The organism is Nocardiopsis sp. NPDC006938 (assembly GCF_042869555.1).
Classification (GTDB): Bacteria; Actinomycetota; Actinomycetes; order Streptosporangiales; family Streptosporangiaceae; genus Nocardiopsis.
The window spans coordinates 15,854-36,433 of the sequence record NZ_JBIAGA010000025.1 but is presented as its reverse complement, the minus strand read 5'-3'; the positions used below and the strand labels follow the sequence as shown (position 1 = coordinate 36,433).

General features: G+C 73.2%; 19 protein-coding genes. 12 read left to right on the top strand and 7 right to left on the bottom strand.

The annotated features are described in order from the left end of the window. Positions 1–207: 207 nt before the first annotated feature. The 3 genes from zwf to ACFYL4_RS25635 all read left to right on the top strand — a co-directional run bounded on the left by zwf (position 208) and on the right by ACFYL4_RS25635 (position 4,355). The gene (gene zwf, locus ACFYL4_RS25645; protein WP_387521723.1) at positions 208–1,683 is read left to right on the top strand and encodes a glucose-6-phosphate dehydrogenase; all 1,476 of its coding nucleotides are present in this window, start codon (positions 208–210) and stop codon (positions 1,681–1,683) included. Beyond that, a complete protein-coding gene (gene edd / locus ACFYL4_RS25640; RefSeq protein ID WP_387521721.1) occupies positions 1,680–3,584 on the top strand; it encodes a phosphogluconate dehydratase in 1,905 nt (634 codons plus the stop codon). Before zwf ends, edd begins: the two co-directional genes overlap by 4 nt. A gap of 132 nt (positions 3,585–3,716) precedes the next feature. Further along, positions 3,717–4,355: a bifunctional 4-hydroxy-2-oxoglutarate aldolase/2-dehydro-3-deoxy-phosphogluconate aldolase gene (locus ACFYL4_RS25635; protein WP_387521719.1), complete on the top strand. Its 639-nt coding sequence runs from the start codon at positions 3,717–3,719 to the stop codon at positions 4,353–4,355. 99 nt (positions 4,356–4,454) lie between these two features. Here ACFYL4_RS25635 and ACFYL4_RS25630 read toward each other — a convergent pair whose 3' ends face one another. From ACFYL4_RS25630 to ACFYL4_RS25610, 5 genes are all read right to left on the bottom strand, one after another. Continuing rightward, positions 4,455–5,240, bottom strand: coding sequence for a TetR/AcrR family transcriptional regulator (locus ACFYL4_RS25630; RefSeq protein WP_387521718.1), 786 nt, complete (start codon positions 5,238–5,240; stop codon positions 4,455–4,457). Positions 5,241–5,413: 173 nt separating this feature from the next. Continuing rightward, positions 5,414–6,256, bottom strand: a complete 843-nt coding sequence (locus ACFYL4_RS25625) for an ABC transporter permease (RefSeq protein WP_387521716.1) — start codon at positions 6,254–6,256, stop codon at positions 5,414–5,416. Then, positions 6,253–7,314, bottom strand: a complete 1,062-nt coding sequence (locus tag ACFYL4_RS25620; protein ID WP_387521714.1) for an ATP-binding cassette domain-containing protein — start codon at positions 7,312–7,314, stop codon at positions 6,253–6,255. Before ACFYL4_RS25620 ends, ACFYL4_RS25625 begins: the two co-directional genes overlap by 4 nt. 384 nt (positions 7,315–7,698) lie before the next feature. After that, positions 7,699–8,523, bottom strand: a complete 825-nt coding sequence (locus tag ACFYL4_RS25615) for an NAD(P)H-binding protein (RefSeq protein WP_387521712.1) — start codon at positions 8,521–8,523, stop codon at positions 7,699–7,701. A 54-nt stretch (positions 8,524–8,577) separates the two neighbouring features. After that, positions 8,578–9,150 carry a DNA-3-methyladenine glycosylase I gene (locus ACFYL4_RS25610; RefSeq protein WP_387521710.1) on the bottom strand — a complete coding sequence of 191 codons (573 nt, stop codon included), beginning with the start codon at positions 9,148–9,150 and terminating at the stop codon, positions 8,578–8,580. A 154-nt stretch (positions 9,151–9,304) separates the two neighbouring features. On the opposite strand from ACFYL4_RS25610, the gene ACFYL4_RS25605 reads away from it, so the two are divergent. The 5 genes from ACFYL4_RS25605 (at position 9,305) to ACFYL4_RS25585 (ending at position 13,246) form a co-directional block, all read left to right on the top strand. Continuing rightward, positions 9,305–9,928, top strand: coding sequence for a GNAT family N-acetyltransferase (locus ACFYL4_RS25605; RefSeq protein WP_387521708.1), 624 nt, complete (start codon positions 9,305–9,307; stop codon positions 9,926–9,928). A 288-nt stretch (positions 9,929–10,216) separates the two neighbouring features. Beyond that, the gene (locus ACFYL4_RS25600; protein ID WP_387521706.1) at positions 10,217–11,167 is read left to right on the top strand and encodes an ABC transporter ATP-binding protein; all 951 of its coding nucleotides are present in this window, start codon (positions 10,217–10,219) and stop codon (positions 11,165–11,167) included. Continuing rightward, positions 11,164–11,943, top strand: coding sequence for an ABC transporter permease (locus tag ACFYL4_RS25595; protein WP_387521704.1), 780 nt, complete (start codon positions 11,164–11,166; stop codon positions 11,941–11,943). The genes ACFYL4_RS25600 and ACFYL4_RS25595 overlap by 4 nt, the downstream gene beginning before the upstream one ends. Before the next feature lie 14 nt (positions 11,944–11,957). Then, complete coding sequence (locus ACFYL4_RS25590; protein WP_387521702.1) at positions 11,958–12,755, top strand: ABC transporter permease; 798 nt, start codon at positions 11,958–11,960, stop codon at positions 12,753–12,755. A gap of 68 nt (positions 12,756–12,823) precedes the next feature. Then, positions 12,824–13,246, top strand: a complete 423-nt coding sequence (locus ACFYL4_RS25585; RefSeq protein WP_357764861.1) for a glyoxalase — start codon at positions 12,824–12,826, stop codon at positions 13,244–13,246. Positions 13,247–13,370: 124 nt separating this feature from the next. Here ACFYL4_RS25585 and ACFYL4_RS25580 read toward each other — a convergent pair whose 3' ends face one another. Further along, positions 13,371–15,122 carry an ABC transporter ATP-binding protein gene (locus tag ACFYL4_RS25580; protein WP_387521701.1) on the bottom strand — a complete coding sequence of 584 codons (1,752 nt, stop codon included), beginning with the start codon at positions 15,120–15,122 and terminating at the stop codon, positions 13,371–13,373. Further along, positions 15,119–16,921: an ABC transporter ATP-binding protein gene (locus tag ACFYL4_RS25575; RefSeq protein ID WP_387521699.1), complete on the bottom strand. Its 1,803-nt coding sequence runs from the start codon at positions 16,919–16,921 to the stop codon at positions 15,119–15,121. Before ACFYL4_RS25575 ends, ACFYL4_RS25580 begins: the two co-directional genes overlap by 4 nt. Positions 16,922–17,147: 226 nt before the next feature. On the opposite strand from ACFYL4_RS25575, the gene ACFYL4_RS25570 reads away from it, so the two are divergent. The 4 genes from ACFYL4_RS25570 (at position 17,148) to ACFYL4_RS25555 (ending at position 20,522) form a co-directional block, all read left to right on the top strand. Next, the gene (locus tag ACFYL4_RS25570) at positions 17,148–19,118 is read left to right on the top strand and encodes a M3 family metallopeptidase (protein WP_387521697.1); all 1,971 of its coding nucleotides are present in this window, start codon (positions 17,148–17,150) and stop codon (positions 19,116–19,118) included. A 261-nt stretch (positions 19,119–19,379) separates the two neighbouring features. Then, positions 19,380–19,562 carry a DUF4244 domain-containing protein gene (locus ACFYL4_RS25565; protein ID WP_387521695.1) on the top strand — a complete coding sequence of 61 codons (183 nt, stop codon included), beginning with the start codon at positions 19,380–19,382 and terminating at the stop codon, positions 19,560–19,562. Then, positions 19,540–19,899 (top strand): TadE family type IV pilus minor pilin, encoded by a 360-nt coding sequence (locus ACFYL4_RS25560; protein ID WP_387521693.1) that lies wholly within the window; start codon positions 19,540–19,542, stop codon positions 19,897–19,899. Before ACFYL4_RS25565 ends, ACFYL4_RS25560 begins: the two co-directional genes overlap by 23 nt. A gap of 224 nt (positions 19,900–20,123) precedes the next feature. Beyond that, on the top strand, positions 20,124–20,522 hold the full coding sequence (locus ACFYL4_RS25555; protein WP_387521691.1) for an Rv3654c family TadE-like protein: 399 nt from the start codon (positions 20,124–20,126) through the stop codon (positions 20,520–20,522). The last annotated feature ends 58 nt before the right edge of the window (positions 20,523–20,580 follow it).

Sequence of the window (20,580 nt, the reverse complement as noted above, 5' to 3'; positions counted from 1 at the left end):
AGGTCGTGCACTTATGTAAATTTATGTTAGGAAGTGTGCTTGGTTTTTTACCATAGTGCCCTTAGGGTCGAAACCGCACGGTGGGGCTCCGGACAGCCCCGCCCGACCCCCTCCACCCCCGCCCCTCCCGCACCACCGCCACGCCGCGCGGCCTCCTGCCCCGCGGTACCCCTCGCACGCCCTCCCCTCCCGCAGGAGCCCACCGAAATGCCGCAGCAGCCCGCGCCCCGCCCCACCGACCTGGTGGTCTTCGGCGGAACCGGTGACCTGTCCATGCGTAAACTCCTCCCCTCCCTCTACCTCCTGGACCGCGACGGCCACCTGGGCGGGGACACCCGGGTCGTCGCCGTCTCCCGGGACGGCCTCACCGACGCCGACCTGCGCGACAAGGCCGCCTCCGCCGTCCGCGGGCACAGCGCCGTCCAGGTCGTCGAACCCGAGCTCCTGCGCCGCTTCCTCGGCCGCCTCTCGCACGTGACCGTCGACGTCGGCGGCGACCCCTCCGGCTGGGCCGACCTCACCGACACGCTCACCCCCGGCCGCGACCGCGTCTTCTACCTCGCGGTGCCGCCGATGATCTCCGGAGCCATCTGCCGGGGCCTGCGGGACGCGGGCCTGGTCACCCCCGAGTCCCGTGTGGTCATGGAGAAGCCCCTCGGCCGCGACCTCGCCTCCGCGCGGGCCGTCAACGACGAGGTGGGAGCGGTCTTCGACGAGTCCCGCACCTACCGGATCGACCACTACCTGGGGAAGGAGACCGTGCAGAACCTGCTCGTCCTGCGGTTCGCCAACGTCTTCCTCGAACCCCTGTGGAACTCCCGGTGGATCGACCACGTGCAGATCACCGCTGCCGAGACCGTCGGCGTGGGCGGCCGACGCGGCTACTACGACTCCTCCGGCGCCATGCGGGACATGGTCCAGAACCACCTGCTCCAACTGCTCTGCCTCACCGCGATGGAACCCCCGGCCAGCTACGACCGCGACGCCGTCCGGGACGAGAAGCTCAAGGTGCTCCAGTCCCTGCGCCCGATCACCGGCGAACAGGTCGCCGAGCACACCGTGCGCGGCCAGTACACGAGGGGCACGGTGCAGGGGGAGGAGGTCCTGGGCTACCTGGACGAGGCGGGCGGCCCCGCCACCAGCGACACCGAGACCTTCGTGGCCCTCCGCGCCGAGGTCGCCAACTGGCGCTGGGCGGGCGTCCCCTTCTACCTGCGCACCGGGAAACGTCTGGGACAGGCCCGGTCCGAGATCGTCGTCCGCTTCCGCGACGTCCCGCACACCATCTTCCCCGGGTCGGCCGCACCCGGAGCGGGCAGCCTCGTCATCCGACTCCAGCCGGACGAGGGCATACACCTGACCATGCTGGCCAAGACACCCGGCGCGGGAGCGCTGCGGCTGCGGCCGGTCCCGCTGGAGCTCAGCTTCGCCGACACCTTCGCCACCCGCTCGCCCGAGGCCTATGAGCGGCTGCTGATGGACGTGTTGGCGGGGGACTCCACCCTGTTCATGCGCCGCGACGAGGTCGAGGCCGCGTGGCGGTGGGTGGACCCCGTCATCGAGGCCTGGAACAGCCTCGGCACCGCACCCGAGACCTATCCCGCCGGAAGCTCGGGCCCCGCCGGAGCGCGGCGGCTCATCGGCCGCTCCGGCGGCACGTGGCACGAAGAGGAGCAGGCATGACCGCGCACAACCCCGGCACCGGCAACCCCCCGACCACCGCGACCCCGACCCCGACCCCGGCCCCCGAGGACGCCGAGACCCCCACGGCGACGGTCTCCGTGCACCCGGTGGTCGCCGAGGTCACCCGGCGCCTGACCGAGCGCAGCGCCACGACCCGCACCGCCTACCTGGAGCGACTGCGCGCGGCGGTGGGCCAGGGACCGGCCCGCACCTCCCTGGGCTGTGCCAACCTCGCGCACGGGTTCGCCGCCTGCGGGGTCGGGGACAAGCTCTCCCTGGCCGGAGACGTCACACCCAACCTGGCGATCGTCTCCGCCTACAACGACATGCTCTCCGCGCACCAGCCCCTGGAGACCTACCCCGCCGTCATCAAGAAGGCGGTCGCCGAGGCGGGCGGCGTCGCCCAGTTCGCCGGGGGTGTGCCCGCCATGTGCGACGGCATCACCCAGGGACGGGCGGGCATGGAACTGTCCCTGTTCAGCCGCGACGTCATCGCGATGTCCGCCGCCGTGGCGCTGTCCCACGACATGTTCGACGGCGCCCTGATGCTCGGCGTGTGCGACAAGATCGTGCCCGGCCTGCTCATCGGCGCGCTCTCCTTCGGGCACCTGCCGGTGGCGTTCGTGCCCGCCGGTCCGATGCACTCCGGTCTGCCCAACAAGGAGAAGGCGCGGGTCCGCCAGAAGTTCGCCGAAGGCAGGGTGGGGCGCACGGAGCTGCTCCAGGCCGAGTCCGCCGCCTACCACTCGCCCGGCACCTGCACCTTCTACGGCACCGCCAACTCCAACCAGATGCTCATGGAGGTCATGGGCCTGCACCTGCCCGGGGCCAGCTTCGAACAGCCGGGCACCCCGCTGCGCGAGGCCCTCACCGCGGAGGCCGGGCGCCGGGTGCTCGGGCTGACCGCCCTGACCGACCAGCACACCCCGGTCGGCGAGCAGATCGACGAGAAGGCCATCGTCAACGCGGTGGTCGCCCTGCTGGCCACCGGCGGCTCCAGCAACCACACGCTCCACCTGGTCGCCATCGCCCGCGCCGCCGGGGTCCAGCTCACCTGGGACGACTTCGCCGACCTCTCCGAGGCCGTCCCGCTGCTCACCCGCATGTACCCCAACGGCGCCGCCGACGTGAACCGCTTCCACGAGGTGGGCGGCATGGCCTTCCTCATCGGCACGCTGCTGGACGCCGGGCTCCTGCACGAGGACGTCCGCACCGTCGCGGGGCCCGGGCTGGACCGCTACCGCCGGGTGCCGCAGCTGACCGAAGACGGTGAGCTGACCTGGACGGACGGCCCCACCGAGAGCGCGGACACCGCCGTGCTGCGCCCGGCCGACGACCCCTTCGCCCCCGACGGCGGACTCCGTATGCTGGAGGGCAATCTCGGCCGCGCCGTGATCAAGGTGTCGGCGGTGGCCCCCGAACGGCACGTGGTCGAGGCCCCCGCCCGGGTCTTCGCCGACCAGGCCGAACTCCAGTCGGCCTTCGCCGCCGGTGAGCTGACCGGCGACTTCGTGGCGGTGGTCCGCTTCCAGGGCCCGCGCGCCAACGGTATGCCCGAACTGCACAAGCTCACCCCGCCGCTCGCCGTTCTCCAGGACCGGGGACAGCGGGTCGCGCTGGTCACCGACGGCCGCATGTCCGGCGCCTCCGGGAAGGTGCCCGCCGCCATCCACGTCTCGCCGGAGGCCGAGGCGGGCGGACCACTGGCGCGGGTGCGGGACGGTGACCCCATCCGGCTCGACGCCGTCCAGGGCACACTGGAGGTCCTGGTCGACCTCGACGGCCGCGAGGACGCCCGGCCCACGGTGGACTCCTCCGCCGGGACCGGCCGCGAACTGTTCGCCGCCCTGCGCGGGGCGGTCGGACCGGCTGAGAACGGCGCCGGGGTCTTCGGCCACTGACGAGGCCCCGGCCAGTTCTGGTCGGCCACGGGGCCTGTCCTCGGGGCAGGTCCCGAGGGCAGGCCGGGCTCGACCCCGACCGGCCTCGGGCCCCGTAGCGCACCCGTGTTCACTGACGACTTGGAGACAGCCATGACGACGATCCCCCGCTCCGGCGCTGACGTGCTCGACCTCGCACCGGTGATGCCCGTGGTGGTGGTCGAGGACGCCGAACAGGCCGTCCCCCTCGCGCGGGCCCTGGTGGCGGGCGGCCTGCCCGGTATCGAGGTGACCCTGCGGACCCCCGCCGCCCTGGACGCGATCGAGCGGATCGCCCAGGAGGTGCCCGAAGCCGTGGTGGGCGCCGGGACCGTCGTCAACGGCGAGCAGGCCCGGTCCGCCGCTCAGGCGGGTGCGCGCTTCCTCGTCAGCCCCGGGTGTACCCCGGCACTGGCCCGCGCGCTGGCCGACACCGGCCTGCCCGCCCTGCCGGGTGTCGCCACGGTGTCGGAGGCGATGGCCCTGCTGGAACTGGGGCTCACCGAGCTCAAGTTCTTCCCGGCCGAGGCCTCCGGAGGGGCGGCGTTCCTGAAGTCGCTGACCGGCCCGCTGCCCCAGGTGCGGTTCTGCCCCACGGGCGGTATCACCCCCCGCAACGCCCAGGGCTACCTGTCGCTGCCGAACGTGGGCTGCGTGGGCGGCAGCTGGCTGACCCCCGCCGCGCTGGTCGCCGCCGGACGATGGGACGAGATCACCGAGCTGGCCCGGGAGGCCGCCGCGCTGGAGCGCTGAGCCGGTCGGCTGGCTGACCTGGTTGGCCGGTCGTGCTCCCGCGCCGGACGCACGGGCGTCCCCCGCAGGGGCGGGGACGCCGTGCGCGCGCCCGGGACGTCAGGCGTGTCCCGGGGCTCCGACACCGGAGGAGCGGGCGTCGACCAGCACCTGCACCCCGTCCAGGACCCGCTCCAGGCCGAAGGCGAATTCGTGGTCCGCCTCGTAGACCGCCTGGTGGGCGGTGCCGACCGCCACGCCCACGCGGGCGGCGGTGGGGTACCGGGAGTCGTCGATGAGCCTGGCCAGCAGGGGGTCGGCGGTGTTCCACCACTGCTGGTCGTCCATCCCCGAGTCGCGGGCCAGACCCTCGGAGTTGACGGTCTGCCGCGCGGTGCTCTCCACATAGCCGTTGACCAGGCTGACCGTGGAGTCCATCTCGACCTCGCTCAGTCCCAGCCCGTCCACGGCGGAGAGCTCGTGGTCGTACTTGGCGATGAGGTGGGGGCCGAGCAGCCGCATGGTGACGGTCTGGAGCATCCAGGGGTGCCGGATGTAGAGGTCGCGGTTGGCGTGCGCGATCCTGTGCAGGCGCTCCCGCCAGGTGCCCGAACGGTCGCTGGTGTCGAGGTCGGCGTAGGCGGAGTCGACCATCAGGTCGATGAGCTCGCCCTTGCCGGGCACGTAGGTGTACAGCGACATCGTGCCCACGTCGAGGGCCTCGGCGACCCTGCGCATGGACAGCGCGTCCAACCCCTCGGCGTCGGCGAGCTCGGTGGCGGCCGCGACGATGCGGTCCACGCTCAGCCCCGGCTTGCCCCGCCGGCGGCTCGCGGGCTCCTGGGTCCGCCACAGCAGGGCCAGGCTGCGTGCGGGGTCGCCACTCTTGCTGTTCTGCGGGGCCATCGGTCCGTCCTGGTGCTGGTTCCGTAGGGCGTACGGGCCAGTGTACGTCGGCCGGTCCCCGCCCCCGGGCGGCCGTGAGGACGCCCGGGAGCCGGGGGAGCGGGCCGGTCCGGACGGAAACCGGGGGGCGGGGACCGGGGTCGCGGACGTCGGTTCCGTCTCCGAGCCGGGTGTCAGCCGCCGAGGCCCCGGTACCTGCGAACGCTCAGCGGCGCGAACACCGCCACCAGCACCAGCGGCCAGACCACGGCCATCAGCAGGGGGTTCTGCGCGATCCAGGAGTCCCCGGCCACGGACGGGTTGCCGAACAGCTCACGTGCGGCCGACACCGTGGACGACATCGGGTTCCAGTCCGCCACCGCGCCCAGCCACACCGGCATGGTCGCGGTGGCCACGAACGCGTTGGAGAGGAAGCCGAGCGGGAACTCCAGGGTCTGGATGACCGTGATCCCACCCTGGCCGCGCATCACCAGGCCCATGTAGACGCCCACCCACACGATGGCGAACCTCAGCAGGAGCAGAAGTCCGAACGCGGCCAGGGCGGAGGCCGCGCCCCCGTGCCACTGCCAGCCCACCAGCAGCCCGAACCCCACCAGGACCGCCAGGGTGACAGTGGAGCGGAGCATGTCGGCGAGGCACCGGCCCACCACCACGGCCGAGGCGGACATGGGCAGCGACCGGAACCTGTCGGTGATGCCCCGGGTCGCGTCGGAGGTCACTGCCGTGACGGTCTCCCCGAGACCGAAGACCATCACCATCGCGAACATGCCGGGCATGAGGTGCTCGGTGAAGTCGCCGCCGCCGGGCACGGACATGGCGCCGCCCAGCAGGTACACGAACATCAGCACCATGAGGGCGGGGAAGAGCAGCCCGAAGAGCAGTTCCCACGGCTGGCGCCACCAGTGGAGGACGTCGCGTCGGGCCACGGTCCAGCCGTCGACGGCGGCCCAGCCCAGGCGGGACACCGGCCCTGGGGCGGCGGAGGACGGGACGGGTGCGGGTGCGGTGTCGTTCATCGCGGGGCCTCCGTGGGGGTGCCGGGCCGTGCGGCCGGGGTGGGTGCGGTGGGGTCGTCGCCTGTTGTCGGGCGCGCCCCGTCGACGGGGGTTCCGGGGGATGCCGGGCTCGTGAGGTGCAGGAAGACCTCGTCGAGGGTGGGGGAGCGCAGGACCACGTCGGCCACGGCCACCCCGCCCTCGTCCAGGGCGCGCACGGCACGCGTGAGGGAGGCGGCGCGGTCGTCCACCTCGGTGCTGAGCCGCCTCTCCTCCGGGATGGTGCGCACGGTGTGCCCGGTGGCCCGTTCGACCAGCTCGGCGGCCTCGGACAGGACGTGCTCGTCGCGCAGGACCACGTCGATCCGGTCCCCGCCCATCCGCGACTTCAGCTCGGAGGGAGTGCCCTCGGCGATCACGCGGCCGGTGTCGATCACCGAGACGCGGTGGGCGAGCTGGTCGGCCTCCTCCAGGTACTGGGTGGTGAGCAGCACGGAGGTGCCCGTGGCGACCAGGCCGCGCACGGCGGTCCACACCTCGTCGCGGCCACGGGGGTCGAGGCCGACGGTCGGTTCGTCGAGGAACAGCACCGCCGGGCTCAGGACCATCCCGGCGGCCAGGTCGAGCCTGCGCCGCATCCCGCCCGAGTAGGTGCTGACCGGGCGTTTCCCGGTTCCGGTCAGGCCGAAGCGCTCCAGCAGCTCGTCGGCCCGACGGGCGGCGGCCCGTGCGCCCAGGTGGTGGAGGCGGCCGAAGAGCTCCAGGTTCTGGCGGCCGCTGAGGATCTCGTCGACGGCCGCGTTCTGGCCGACCAGCCCGATACGGCTCCGGACCAGCGCCCCCTGGGTGGCGACGTCGTACCCGGCGACCTCGGCCGTGCCCTCGTGGACGCGGAGCAGGGTGGTGAGGAGACGGACGGCCGTGCTCTTACCGGCCCCGTTGGGCCCGAGCAGCCCGTGGACCGTGCCCTGGCCGACCTCCAGGTCGAACCCGCGCAGGGCCCACGTGGTCGCGAACCTGCGGCCGAGTCCCCGGGTGCGGACGACCGGCGCCGGGTCGGGTCGAGGTGTGGATGTCATGCTCGCTTCCCTTCGTACTTCGTACAGTACGTCGTACGGAACAGGGAACACCGGACCCGGCCCAGGTAATTCCTTATGGCCTAAAGTTTTCTGCGGGTTTCCTGTTCTCGCAGGTGGAGGCGGTGTTCTCCGGTGCGGACGTCGCGGCCTTCGTCGTCGATGCCCCGGCGTGACCGCCATCGAGCCCTCGTCCGCGGCCGTCCGCGCAGGGGGTGCGGCCCTGTTCGTCGCCGAGCGGGCGCCGCCGCGCGTCCGGCCCCGCTCCGGGTGCGGGCCGGGCCGTGGGGAGTGTCCGCGGAACGTCCGGAAGTGCCGTGCTGGCCCGACGGGGCCGGGGAAGGGGGTGCGCGCCGCGCACCGGGCCCGGTCGGGTGGTGCGCCGCGTTACCCGGTGAACTCCGCCGCGTGCTCGGCGGCCCACTGCGCGAGGGTGCGCCCGGAGCGGCCGGTCACGCGCGGCACGGTGTCCTGTACCCGGCCGCCGACCTCCGGCGGGTTGGCGGCCAGGTCGAGCGCGAACGCCACGTACTCCTCGTCGTGCCCCCGCTCGCGCAGGCGCCGGGCGTTCTCCTCCGGGTCGAGTCGGACCGGGGTGACCGTCCGGCCGGTCGCGGCCGACAGCCGGGCGGCCTGGTCCTCCGGGGTGAGGGCCTCGGGGCCGCTGATCAGGTACGCCTGCCCGCCGTGGCCGTCCTCGGTGAGCGCGGCGACCGCCACGGCGGCGATGTCGGCCTCGTGCACCATGGCGCTCGGGTGGTCGCGGGACACCCGCATCACGCCCTCGGCGCGGATCTCCTCGGCGTGCTCCAGGAGGTTGGCCATGAACTCGACCGGGTTGAGGAAGGTCCACGTGAGCGCGCTCGCGCGCAGGGCCTCCTGGACGCCGCCCTCGTAGAAGTCGGACAGCACCGTCACCCGGCGCACGCCCGCCTCCCGGGCCAGTTCGACCAGACGGGGCCCGGTCTCCAGCGGTGCGTGGTCGTCGCCGCCGAAGGTGATGAGGTGCAGGCCGTCGACGCCTTCGAGGTGGGGTGCGACCGACTCGGGGTCGGTGAGGTCGCCCTGGACGGCCTCGGCGCCCTCGGGCAGGCCCGGTCGCGCCCGTCGGGCGTCGCGGGTGAGGGCGCGCACGGGGTGTCCGGCGGCGGCGAGTCGGCGGACGATCTCGCTGCCGACCGTTCCGGTGGCCCCGGCGATGAGAAAGGTCATGACACTTCCTTCCGTAGTGCGTACAGTACAGCGTACGGCAACGCTGCTGGCGCCTCAGACGGGCTTGGCGGGGCACCCGTCCAGGTGGTCGTCGACCAGCCCGTTGGCCTGGAGGTAGGAGTACACGATGGTGCTGCCCACGAAGGTGAACCCGCGCTTCTTGAGGTCCCGGCTGAGCCGGTCGGACAGGTCCGTGGTCACCGGTACCTCCTCCGGGGACGCCCAGTGGTTGACCACCGGATCGCCACCGACCCACCCCCACAGGTAGGGGTCGAAGGCGCCGAACTCCTCACACACCCGGAGGAAGGCCTGCGCGTTGCGCACGGCGGAGGCCACCTTGAGGCGGTTGCGGACGATTCCCGGGTCGGCGAGCAGCCGGTCGGTCTCCGCCGGGCCGTACGCGGCGATCCGCTCGACGTCGAAGCCGTCCATGGCGCTCCGGTAGTTCTCCCGCTTGTTCAGCACCGTGGACCAGGACAGCCCGGCCTGGGCGCCCTCCAGCACGAGCATCTCGAACAGGTGCCGGTCGTCGTGCGAGGGCCGTCCCCACTCGGTGTCGTGGTAGGCGGTCATGAGCTCGGAGGCGTTCCGGGCCCAGGCGCAGCGGCGGTTCTCGGTGTCGGTCACGTGGCGCTCCTCAGCGGTGTGGTCGTGTCGGTCGGCCCATCGTCCCGGACACCGGTGACGGTCGGCGGTCATCCCCGAAGGGGCGGGGAACGTCGTGTCGCCGAAGAGGCGAAAACACGTTGTGCCGTGCGGGGGCCGGGGAAAGGATGGGGGTGTGACAAGCGCAGACACCCCTTCCGGCCCCCGGAGCGGCGACGCCCCCGGTGCCCCGCGACCCCGCCCCGACGCACCCCGGGTGCGGTTGGTCGAGATGACCGAACCCGTGCTCGCGGCGCTGGCCGAGGGCGACACCGAGACCGCGGGCGCGCTCCTGGGCACCGAGCTCGGCGCGCACTTCGCCACCGAGGAGATGCGCTGGCTGAGCCGCTACCGGCTCGGGCAGATCCGTGCGGTGCCCTCCCGCGCGGGCTGGCTCACCAGCCTGGTCGTGGACGCCGACCACGGATGGGCGGTGGGCCACGCCGGGTTCCACGGTCCGCCGGACGAACGCCGGATGGTGGAGATCGGCTACTCCGTGGTGCCGGAGAGGCGTCGCCGGGGCTACGCGCGGGCGATCGTGGTCGAACTGCTGCGTAGGGCCGACACCGCTCCCGGCGTGGCCGTGGTGCGGGCCTCGATCCGTCCGGACAACACCGCCTCGTTGGCCACCATCGCGGGGTTCGGCTTCGAGCACGTCGGCGAGCAGTGGGACGACGTCGACGGCCTGGAGCACGTCCACGAACGCCCGTCGCCCCATCCGCCCTCCGGCTCGGGTTCCGACGCGCCCGTTCCTGAGTGAACGGCGGGCGCGGACTCCGAGCCGGAGGGCGTACCAGCGCTCCGACGCACGGTCGCACCCGGGTAACCGCGCGGCTCCGTCTGGCGCGCCGACCCCCGCACTGGTATCGCGCCGGGGGCCGGAGGGGCCGCGCTGACCTGGCGGCTCCCCCTCTCCCCGAACCCCGTCGAACGCCGGGAGGGCACCCTCCGTTACCGTCTGACCCGTGCCCGTCCCCCACGGTCGCGCCCCTGCCCTCGGCTGCCCGCTCCGACCCCGTCACCCCCACCCCCATGGAGGAGCCAGCACGTGAGTGCTCTCAGCATCAGCGGTCTCAGGCGCGTCTACCAGCGCAAGGGGGGTGATCCGCTGGAGGCGCTGCGCGGCGTCGACCTGGAGATCCCGCGAGGAGAGGTCCACGGGCTGCTCGGGCCCAACGGCGCGGGCAAGACGACCCTGTGCAAGATCATCTCCACGGTCCTGCTCCCCACCTCCGGAACCGTCCGGGTGCTGGGACACGACGTGGTCACCGACACCGCCGCCGTCAAGAACTCCCTCGGGATCGTCTTCGGCGGGGACAAGGGCGCCTACGACCGGCTCACCGCGCGGCAGAACCTCACCTTCTGGGCGTCGGTCTACGGGCTGAGCGGGGCCGCGCGCCGCAGGCGGGTCGAGGGACTGCTGGAGCGGGTCGGTCTCGCCGACCGCGCCAAGGACCGGGTCGGCGGGTTCTCCCGGGGCATGAAGCAGCGCCTGCACCTGGCCCGGGGGCTGGTCTCCGACCCCGGGGTGCTCATCCTGGACGAACCCACCGTGGGCATGGACCCGGTGGCCGCCCGCGACTTCCGCGCCCTGGTGGGCGAACTGCGCAGCGGCGGCACCACCGTCCTGCTCACCACGCACGACATGGCCGAGGCGGCCGCGCTCAGCGACCGGGTCTCCCTCATCGACCAGGGCAGCCTGGTGATGACCGAGACCCCGTCGACCGTCGGCGCGCTGATCTCCGCCTACGAGCGCGTGGACGCGCGCGGGGTCCCCGAACCCCTACGCCAACGTCTGGGCGCCCTGCCGGGCGTGGTGTCGGTGACCGGGGCCGAGAGCGGGCTGACCCGCGTGGAGACCGAGACGCCGCAGGCCACGCTGGCCGTGCAGCGCGCGCTGGTGGATGCCCAGATCCGCGACGTCTGCCTGAGCCGCCCCAGCCTGGAAGAGGTGTACCTGCACCTGGTGGGCGACCGGGGGATGGCGGTGGGCCGGTGAGGCGGCTGCTGACCTCCTTCACCCTGGGGTTCGGGTTCCAGACCCGGGCGATGTCCCGCAGCGCCGACACCTACTTCTCCCTGATCGGGGCCCCGTTCACCACGGCGGTCCTGATGTCGATGGTGCTCTACTCCGGCCGTTCGGACCTGGCCGCCTACGCCGTCGTGGCACCCACCCTCATGTCCCTGTGGACCGCCGCGCTGATGTTCTCCGGCGAGATGATCAGCGAGGACCGGGAGAACGGTCGGCTGGAACCCCTCGTGGCCTCCCCAGCCTCCCTCCCGTCACTGGTCTTCGGGCGCCTGTGCGGGGCGATGCTCATCTCCCTGCCCGCGTTCGCGCTGGCCGTCCTGGTGGCGGGCGTGGGCTTCGGGCACTGGATCACCATCCACCACCCCGTGGTGTTCGTCCTGGCCATGGTGGCCACCGCCCTGGGCACGGCCGCCACGACGACCGCGCTCTCGGCCCTGTTCATCGCCACGCCCAACCCCAGGATCGTGCAGAACACCCTGTCCATGCCCATGTTCCTGCTGGCCGGGGTGATGGTCCCGGTGGCCCTCTACCCCGGATGGGTGGAGGGGGTCAGTCGGGTGCTGTACCTGTCCTGGGCCGCCGACCTGTTCCGCGACTCCCTCACACCCGGGCCGGTCGAGGCCCTCGCGCTCCGGCTGCTCACCGTCCTGGCACTGGGCGCGCTCGCCCTGGCGGTGGGCTCGCTCACCCTCGTCCGCTTCCTGAGGCGCGCCCGCGCCGAGGGCACACTGTCCCGCGTCTGAAGAGGGGAAGAACCGTGATCTCACCCGTCCGGGCCGCGCGCACGGTGCGCCACAGCGCGGTCATCGCCCGAGCCGACTTCCACTCCTTCTACACGTGGCGGAGCTGGTTGTTCGGCTGGCTGGTGCGGCTCCTGTCCCAGGTGGTCTTCTACACCGCGGTCGGCGCGCTGGTGGGGGACCCGGAGTACACCCGCTACGTCGTCCTGGGCGCCGCGCTCACCCTCTGCGTGGCCGAGACCATGATGGCGGTGGCCTCCACCTGCTGGGACCGCCAAGCGGGCACGATGGGACTGTTGACCGCCTCACCGGTCGAACCCGGCCTGCACTACTTCGGGCGCAGCCTGCAAAAGCCGGGATCGGCGATGGTGACCACCTCGATCGCCCTGCTGGCCGTCCCGCCGTTCTTCGGGATCGGCTGGACGTGGTGGCAGGTGCCCCTACTGGTGGGGATCGTCGTCCTGACCTGCCTGTCCACCTACTGCATGACCCTGCTCGTCGCCTCAGCGGCGCTGGTCTTCGCGGAGGCTCGCAACGTGATCAGCACCGTGACGACAGTGACCGTGACGGCGATCTGCGGAGCGATGGTGCCGGTGGCGTTCTGGCCGACCCCGCTCCAGTGGGCCGCCCAGCTCCTGCCCGTCACGCACGGGCTGACCGCCGTGCGCGCGGTCGAGGCGGGCGCCCCGGCCACGGCGGTCCTGGCCGCCCTGGGGCTGATGCTCCTGGCCGCCCTCTGCTGGCTGGCCCTCGCGATGCTGTCCTTCCGGCGGATCTTCGCGCGGGCCCGTACCGGCAACGACCTGCTCGACTGAGGGCTCCGGCCCGACCCCGGCCCCTGCCCCATCCGACGCGTTCCCCCCCACGAGAGAGGCGACACCGCATGACGACCGACCACACCGAAGGCCCCGAACACGGCGACCCGGAGCCGGACACCTCCACCGGGTTCGGGTTCGGCCTGCACCACGTGCTGATCTGCCACCCCCCGGGAGGCGAGGACGCGTGCCGCGCCTACTACGTGGACCTCCTCGGCTTCGTCGAGGTCGCCAAACCCCCGGCCCTGGCCGTACGCGGAGGCCTGTGGGTCCGCGCGGACGCCCTGGAGATCCACCTGGGGGTGGAGGAGGACTTCGCGCCGCAGCGCAAGGCCCACCCCGGGATCATGGTCCGGGAGCTGGACGCCCTCGCAGAGCGGATCACCTCGGCGGGGTACGCGATCACCTGGGACGAGAACATCCCGGGCTACCGGCGCTTCCACACCTTCGACCACAACGGCAACCGCCTGGAGTTCCTCACCCCGGCCTGACCCGCGAGCTGACGCGGCCCCGTGGCCCGGGGCCCCGGCCCAGGCTCCGACCCCCCCCACCGCGCACCACGGGCACGGCGCGGCGGGGCGCGACGAGGCGTGACGGGGCGGCCCCGCGGACCGGTCAGTCGGTGCCGTGCCAGGAACTCCACAGGGCCGCGTACGCCCCTCCCGCTGCGATCAGCTCGTCGTGGGTTCCCAACTCGGTGACGCGCCCCTCCGCGACGACGGCCACCCGGTCCGCGTCGTGCGCCGTGTGCAGCCGGTGCGCGATCGCGATGACCGTCCGCCCCTCCAGCACCGCCGCCAGCGACCGCTCCGTGTGCCGTGCGGTCCGCAGGTCCAACAGCGAGGTGGCCTCGTCCAGCACCACCGTGTGCGGGTCGAGCAGCACCACACGGGCCAGGGCCACCTGCTGGGCCCGGGCGGGGGAGAGCGCCTCGCCACCCGAGCCCACCCGGGTGTCCAAGCCCTCCGGCAGCCCGCCGACCCAGTCGGCGTCCACCGCGTCCAGGGCCGCCAACAGGGTGGAGTCGTCCACGGAACCGCCGCCGTCGGCCGCGATGGCGAGGTTCTCCCGCAGGGTCCCGGTGAACACGTGGTGCTCCTGGTTGACCAGCACGATCCGCTCGCGCAGCACCTCCGGGGCGAGCTCCGCGACGGGCACCCCGCCCAGCAGTACGCGCCCGGAGCCCGGGGAGTCCGCGCCGGACAACAGGCGACCGATCGTCGACTTGCCCGCGCCGGAGGGCCCCACCACCGCCAGCCGCTCACCGGGCCGAACCGTGAGGTCGATACCCCGCAGCACGTCGTGCCCCGGCACGTACGCGTAGCGCACGCCGCACAGTTCGATCCGGTCGTCCGACGGCACGAGCCCCGGGTCCGCGGACTCCTCCGGCAGCCGCTGCACGCCCCGCAACCGCGCGAACGACGCGGCGGCCCGCTGGAGCTCCTCCAGCCTCTGGGTGACGCCGATGGTGGGGTCCACCATCTGCTGCACGTACAACAGGCAGGTCACCAGGGCGCCCAGGCCGATCCCGCCGTTCAGGTACAGGAAACCGCCCACCAGCAGGACGACCGCGACCGGCAGCACGAAGACCGACTCCGCCACCGGGAACAGCACCGACCGCAGCCGCAGCCCACCCCGGCGGGCCCGGTACAGCACGCCCACGTCCCGGTCCGTCACCCGACGGCGGTCCGCCTGGACGCCCAGGCCCTCCACGGTGCGGCCGCCCTCGGCGGTGGCCGAGGTGCCCTCCAACGCGGCGGACAGGGCGGCGCCCTCCGCCAGGTAGGTCTCGCGCGAACGCCGCAGGTACCAGCGCGCGGCGGGCCACACCAGAGGGAAGCCCACCAGCGCGCACAGCCCCAGCAGCGGGTGCAGCCAGGCGACCGCGGCCACCAGCACCACGACCTGGAGCACCCCCATGCTGATCTCCGGCAGCGCGCCCCTCAGACTGGTGCCCACGTTTCCCACGTCGGCGGAGGCCCGCGTGGTGAGGTCTCCGGTGCCCGAACGCTCCACCACACGGGTGGGCAGCGTGAGCACCCGGCCCACGAAGTCCTCCCGCAGGCGCCGCAGCACGTGTTCGCCGAACCGGTAGACGGCGCGGCGCGCGTACCGGGTCAGCAGGAGCTGGACGATCGCGGCCGCGAGCACACCCGCGGCGAGCAGGTCGATCCTGCCCAGGGTGGCCGTGCCCGCCTGCACCATGTCGACGATCCGACCCAGCAGGTAGGGGCCGACCAGTCCGGCGCCGGTGGCCAGACAGGTCAGCAGGACCGCGCTCGTGGCCCGCCCGCGTTCGGCCCGCAACAACTCGACGGTGTCCCTCCGGACCTCGGCGCGGTCGGCGACCGGGAGTCGCTGGCTCATGCGGGCATCCCTTCGTCGTGGGTGTCGTTGTCGGCCCGGCCGTCCTCCTGGTCGGAGGCGCCACGGAAGACCAGCTTCCGGTAGTCCGGCCGTTCGGTGAGCAGAGCGCCGTGGGTACCGACCGCGGCGACCCGCCCGTCGACGAGGAACAGCACCCGGTCCGCGCGGTCGAGCAGGAGCGGAGACGTGCCCGCGACCACGGTGGTGCGTCCGGCCCGCGCCGTGTGCAGGCGTTCGGCGACGGTCGCCTCGGTGTGCGCGTCCACGGCGGAGGTGGGTTCGACCAACAGCAGCACCTCGGGGTCGGCCAGCAGCGCCCGGGCCAGCCGGACCCGCTGCCGCTGGCCGCCGGAGAGGTTGCGGCCCTGCGGCTCCACCGGGGAGTCCAGCCCGTCCGGCAGCGAGGTGACCACGTCGTCGGCACCCGCCACGCGCAGCGCCGCCCGGACCTCCCCGTCACCGTGGGACCCGTGCGGGTCCAGGACCTCGCGCAGGGAACCCGCAAACAGGTGGGAGTCGTTGTCGGACACCAGCACGCGCCGACGCACCTCCCCGAGTTCGACGTCGCGCAGCGGCACACCACCCCACACGGTGTCGGACACGCGGTAGCGGCCAAGCCGGTCCACCACGGCGGCGGCCTCCCCGGGGTCGGCGCTGACCAGCGCGGTCGTCAGACCGGGAGGGACGCTCACCCCGGACTCGGGCTCGACCATCGGCGCGTCCCGAGGCGGGCCGGGCAGGTCCCGGCCGCTCCCGGTCCGCGCGGGTTCGAGGGTGAGCAGGTCGAGCACGCGGCGCACGGACACCAGGCCCTCGATCACCGAACTGGCGCCCTCGATGATGAAGAACACCGGCAGGATGAGGATCGCGACGTACGCGTACACGGCGACGGTCTCGCCCACGGTGATCTGCCCGTTCACCGCCAGACGGGCGGCCACCCAGGTGACCGCCCCGAGGAAGACCACCGGCAGGCAGGCACTCACCGCGTGGAACCAGCTCGTGGTCTCGCTGACCCGGTAGCCCTGGCGCAGCACCTCCCGCGAGCGCTCCTCGTACCGGCGGGCGAAGTGCGACCGTCCGCCGATCCCGCACAGGACCCGCAGTCCGGACACGATGTCGGCGGCCAGCGCCATGGCGCGGCCCTGGTGTTCGCGGTAGACGCTCTGGTGTCCGTGCAGCCTCCCCATCAGCGGCCCCACCACCGCGGCCAGCACCGGGACGCCGAGCACCACGATCGCGGCCAACGGCGGCGAGATGGTGAACAGCAGGACCGACACGCCCCCGTAGGCCACGACCGACCCCACGCCGGGGCCGGTCATGGTGAGGATGTGGGCGATCCGCAGGACGTCGGAGGCCTGCACCGTGGAGAGCTCGCCGGAGGAGACCCGCCGTGACAGGGTCGCGCCGAGTACCGTGGCGTGCCGGGTGACCACACGCATGGTCCGGTGGGCGGCGTCCGTGCGGACCAGGAACATCGTGCGGTGCCGCAGGATCGACACGATCGCGGTCGCCACGGCCATCGCCGCTCCGGCCCCCGCCCACAGGGTGAGAGCGCGGGGGTCCTCGGCGCGCAGACCGTCGTCGATGGCACGGGCCATCAGGTAGGGCGGGAACACCAGCCCCACCATCCACAGGGTGCCGAACAGGGCACCGCGCAGGACGCGCCACGGCTGACGGGCGATCAGCCACCACACGAACCGGGCGGGGCCGCGCAGGTCCGGCGTACCGACGGGGGGAAGGGCCGAACGGGGGAGCGGGTGGGTCCCCCAGGGGCCGGGAACGCCCGTGTTCTCGGGCAACTGACACCTCCGAGTGCGCTGGGTCACAGCCATGAAACCAGGCCCGCGCCGCACTGTCAGGACGCCCCCCACCGGTACGGGTGCGGCCCGGGCCGCGGGCGCCGCCCCGCAGCGGCGCTGCGCCGAGTGACCGCACGTCAGCCCTGGGTAAGGGGGTGACAGCCGGGCGGCAGCAGGATAGAACGGCACGAGCGCCCGACCCTCAACGAACGAGGAGCACCACCCCTTGACCGCCAACCCGTTCCTGTCACCCAGCGAACTGCCCTACCGTCTTCCCGACTTCGCGGCGGTCCGCGAGGAGCACTTCCTGCCCGCCTTCGAGCAGGGCGTGGCCGAGCACCTCGCCGAAGTGGACGCGATCGCCCGCAACCCGGAGCCCGCGACCTTCGACAACACCATCGCCGCGCTGGAGCGCTCCGGCGCGACCCTCCGACGAGTGGAGGTCGTGCTCAACACGCTGACCGGCTCCGATGCCACCGACGGCATCCGCGAGATCGAGAAGGAGATCGTCCCCCGCTCCACCCGGCACAGCGACGCGATCTCCCTCAACCGCGAGCTGTGGGCCCGGATTCAGCAGGTCAGCACGGACGACCCGCAGGAGGCGTGGCTGCTGGAGCGGTACCGGCTCGACTTCGTCAAGGCGGGAGCCGACCTCGGCGAGCGGGAGCAGGAGCGACTGCGCGAGCTCAACGCCCGCCTGGCCGAGCTCGGCACGGAGTTCTCCCGCAACGTCGTGCGGGCCACCGGGGAGTCGTCACTGGTCACCACTGACGCCACCGACCTCGACGGCCTGGACGCGGCCCAGATCGAGGCGATCCGCCAGGGCGACGAGTACGTGCTGCCGCTGCTGAACACCACCGTGCAGCCCGCGCTGTCCCAGCTCACCAACCGCTCCACCCGCGAACGCCTGTACACGCTGAGCCGCGACCGCGCCCCGGAGAACCTGGAGATCGGCGCCCGCATGGCCGAGCTGCGCGCCGAACGCGCCCAGCTGCTCGGATACCCCGACCACGCGGCCTACAAGGTCGCCGACCAGACCGCCAGGACCGTCGAGGCGGTCGAGGAACGCCTCGGACAGCTGGTCGGCCCGGTCCTGCGCAACGTCGAGAAGGAGGCCCGGGCGCTCGCCGAGTACGCCGGGCACGAGATCGAGCCGTGGGACTGGCCCTACTACACGGAGCAGGTCCGCAAGGCGCGCTACGACTTCGACGAGAGCGTCCTTCGGCCCTACTTCGAGCTGGGCCGCGTGTTCGAGGACGGCGTCTTCCACGCGGCGACCCTGCTGTACGGGGTCACCTTCACCGAGCGCCCCGACCTGCGCGGCTACCACTCCGACATGCGCACGTGGGAGGTGTTCGACGGCGATGGCACCCCGCTCGGCCTCTTCCTGCTCGACCCCTACGCGCGTGCCACCAAGCGCGGCGGCGCGTGGATGCACAACCTGGTCGACCAGTCGTACCTGCTGGACGAACTACCGGTGGTGGTCAACAACCTCAACATCACCAAGCCCGTCTCCGGACCCACCCTGCTGACCTTCGACGAGGTGGAGACGGCCTTCCACGAGTTCGGCCACGCGCTGCACGGCCTGCTCTCCGCCGTCCGGTTCCCCAGGGTCGAGGGCACGAGCGTGCCGCGCGACTTCGTGGAGTTCCCGTCCCAGGTCAACGAGATGTGGGCCCTGTGGCCGGAGGTGCTGTCGAACTACGCCAGGCACCACGAGACCGACGAGCCCGTCCCCGCCGAACTGGTGGAGCGCCTCACCGCCGCCAGCCAGTTCAACCAGGGTTTCGGCACCTTCGAGTACCTGGGCGCCGCACTGCTCGACTGGGCCTGGCACCGGTTGGCGCCGGGGGAGACCATCGAGGACCCGGCGGACTTCGAGCGGCGGGCCCTGGAAGAGGCGGGGGTGCTGCACCCGCTGGTGAGCCCCCGCTACCGAAGCACGTACTTCCAGCACATCTTCTCCGACGACGGCTACAGCGCGGGCTACTACTCGTACGTGTGGAGCGAGGTGCTGGACGCGGAGAGCGTCGAGTGGTTCAAGGAGCACGGCGGCCTCACCCGCGCGGGCGGCGACAGCTTCCGGGAGAAGGTGCTCTCCAAGGGCGGCAGCGTCGACCCGATGGCGGCGGTCACCGACTTCCTCGGCCGTGAGCCCGGCATGGGCCCGCTGCTGACCCGCAAGGGCCTGAACTAGGGTCCGCGGCGCCGGTCAGCGCGCGAGTCGGGTGGGGCCCGGTCCGGTCGGACCGGCCCCACCCCTGTTCGGAGAGGCGTTGGCCCTTCCCAAGGGAGGTCGACCGCGGTGGCGCTGGCGATGACGGGGGTTGTCCAAGCCAGGGCGATGACGGGGGTTGTCCACAGGCCCGGGCGACGTCTTCCGTTCCGGTGCCCCCGGCCGCACCCTGGAAGGACCGGGCGGCGGGACCCTCCCCGCCCGGAACCCCAGGGAGGTCCCGTGTCCCCTTTCCCGTGCCCGAACCCCGCCCGTTCCGACCACGGCATGAGCACCGCCGAGTACGCCATGGGAACGGTCGCGGCGGTGGCCATCGCGGGGGTGCTCTACCTCATCGCCACCAGTGAGACGGTGTCGGCCGCCCTCACCGCGGTGTTCGTCGATGCGCTCCAGCCCCGCCACTGACCGGGGCGGCTCCGTGACGATGGAGGCGGCCATGCTGCTGCCCACCCTGATGCTGGTGCTGGCCGTCGCGCTCGGAGCGGTGGCCGCGGCCGAGGCCCGGCTCTCCTGCGCCGACGCCGCCCGGATCGGGGCCCGTGCCCTGGCCCGTGGCGAGACCTCGGACCGGGCCCGGGCCCTGGCGCTGTCGGCCGCCCCGGACGGGGCCCGCGTCGAGCTGACCGAAGGCGACGGGACGGCGCGGGTCACCGTGCGCGCCGAACTGCGGATCGGCCCCCTGCGGGCCCCGCCACTCGGTGTCCGTGCCGAGGCGGCGGTCCCCCTGGAGGAGCCGCCGTGACCCGGATGGCCCGTGCGGCCCGGCACGCTCCCGCGCCCGGGTGCGTCTGCGGCCCGCTGACCCGACCGCTCTCTCTCATCCGTCCGTGGCACGGCGACCGGAGGCCCGCGCAACCTCGCGCGTCCCCCCGCACGTGCTTCAGTGCTGGTGCTGGTGCTGGTGCTGGTGCTGGTGCTGGTGCTGGTGGCGCCGGGCGGCGCCCGCGCCCTGCTCAGCGCGCTCCCGTGACCCCGTTCCAGCCCCGGCCACCGGGCGGGAGCGGGGCGGGCGGCCGGGCGGACTCCGGGTCCGCCACCGTCTGGTGGATCTCGGTCAGCCTGGTGCTGTGGTTCCTCGTCCACACCGTGCTCCTCACCGCCACGGCCCGCCTGGACCGCGACCGTGCGGCCACCGCCGCCGACCTCGCCGCGCTCGCGGCGGCGGCACGGGCGCACGAGGGAACCCCGCATGCGTGCGAGAGCGCCCGGCGCACCGCCGAGGCCAACGGCGCGACCCTCGACTCCTGCGAAGCGGAGGGGTTCACCGTCGAGGTCACGGTGTCCCTCACCGCCACCGCTCGGGCCCACGAGGTCGTGGCGCGTTCCCGGGCCGGACCGGTACACGGAGCCGGGGAGACACCCTGACCCCGTCTCCGGCCCGCGCCCTCCGGGTGCGCCCGTGGTCCGTTCCACCCCTAACCTT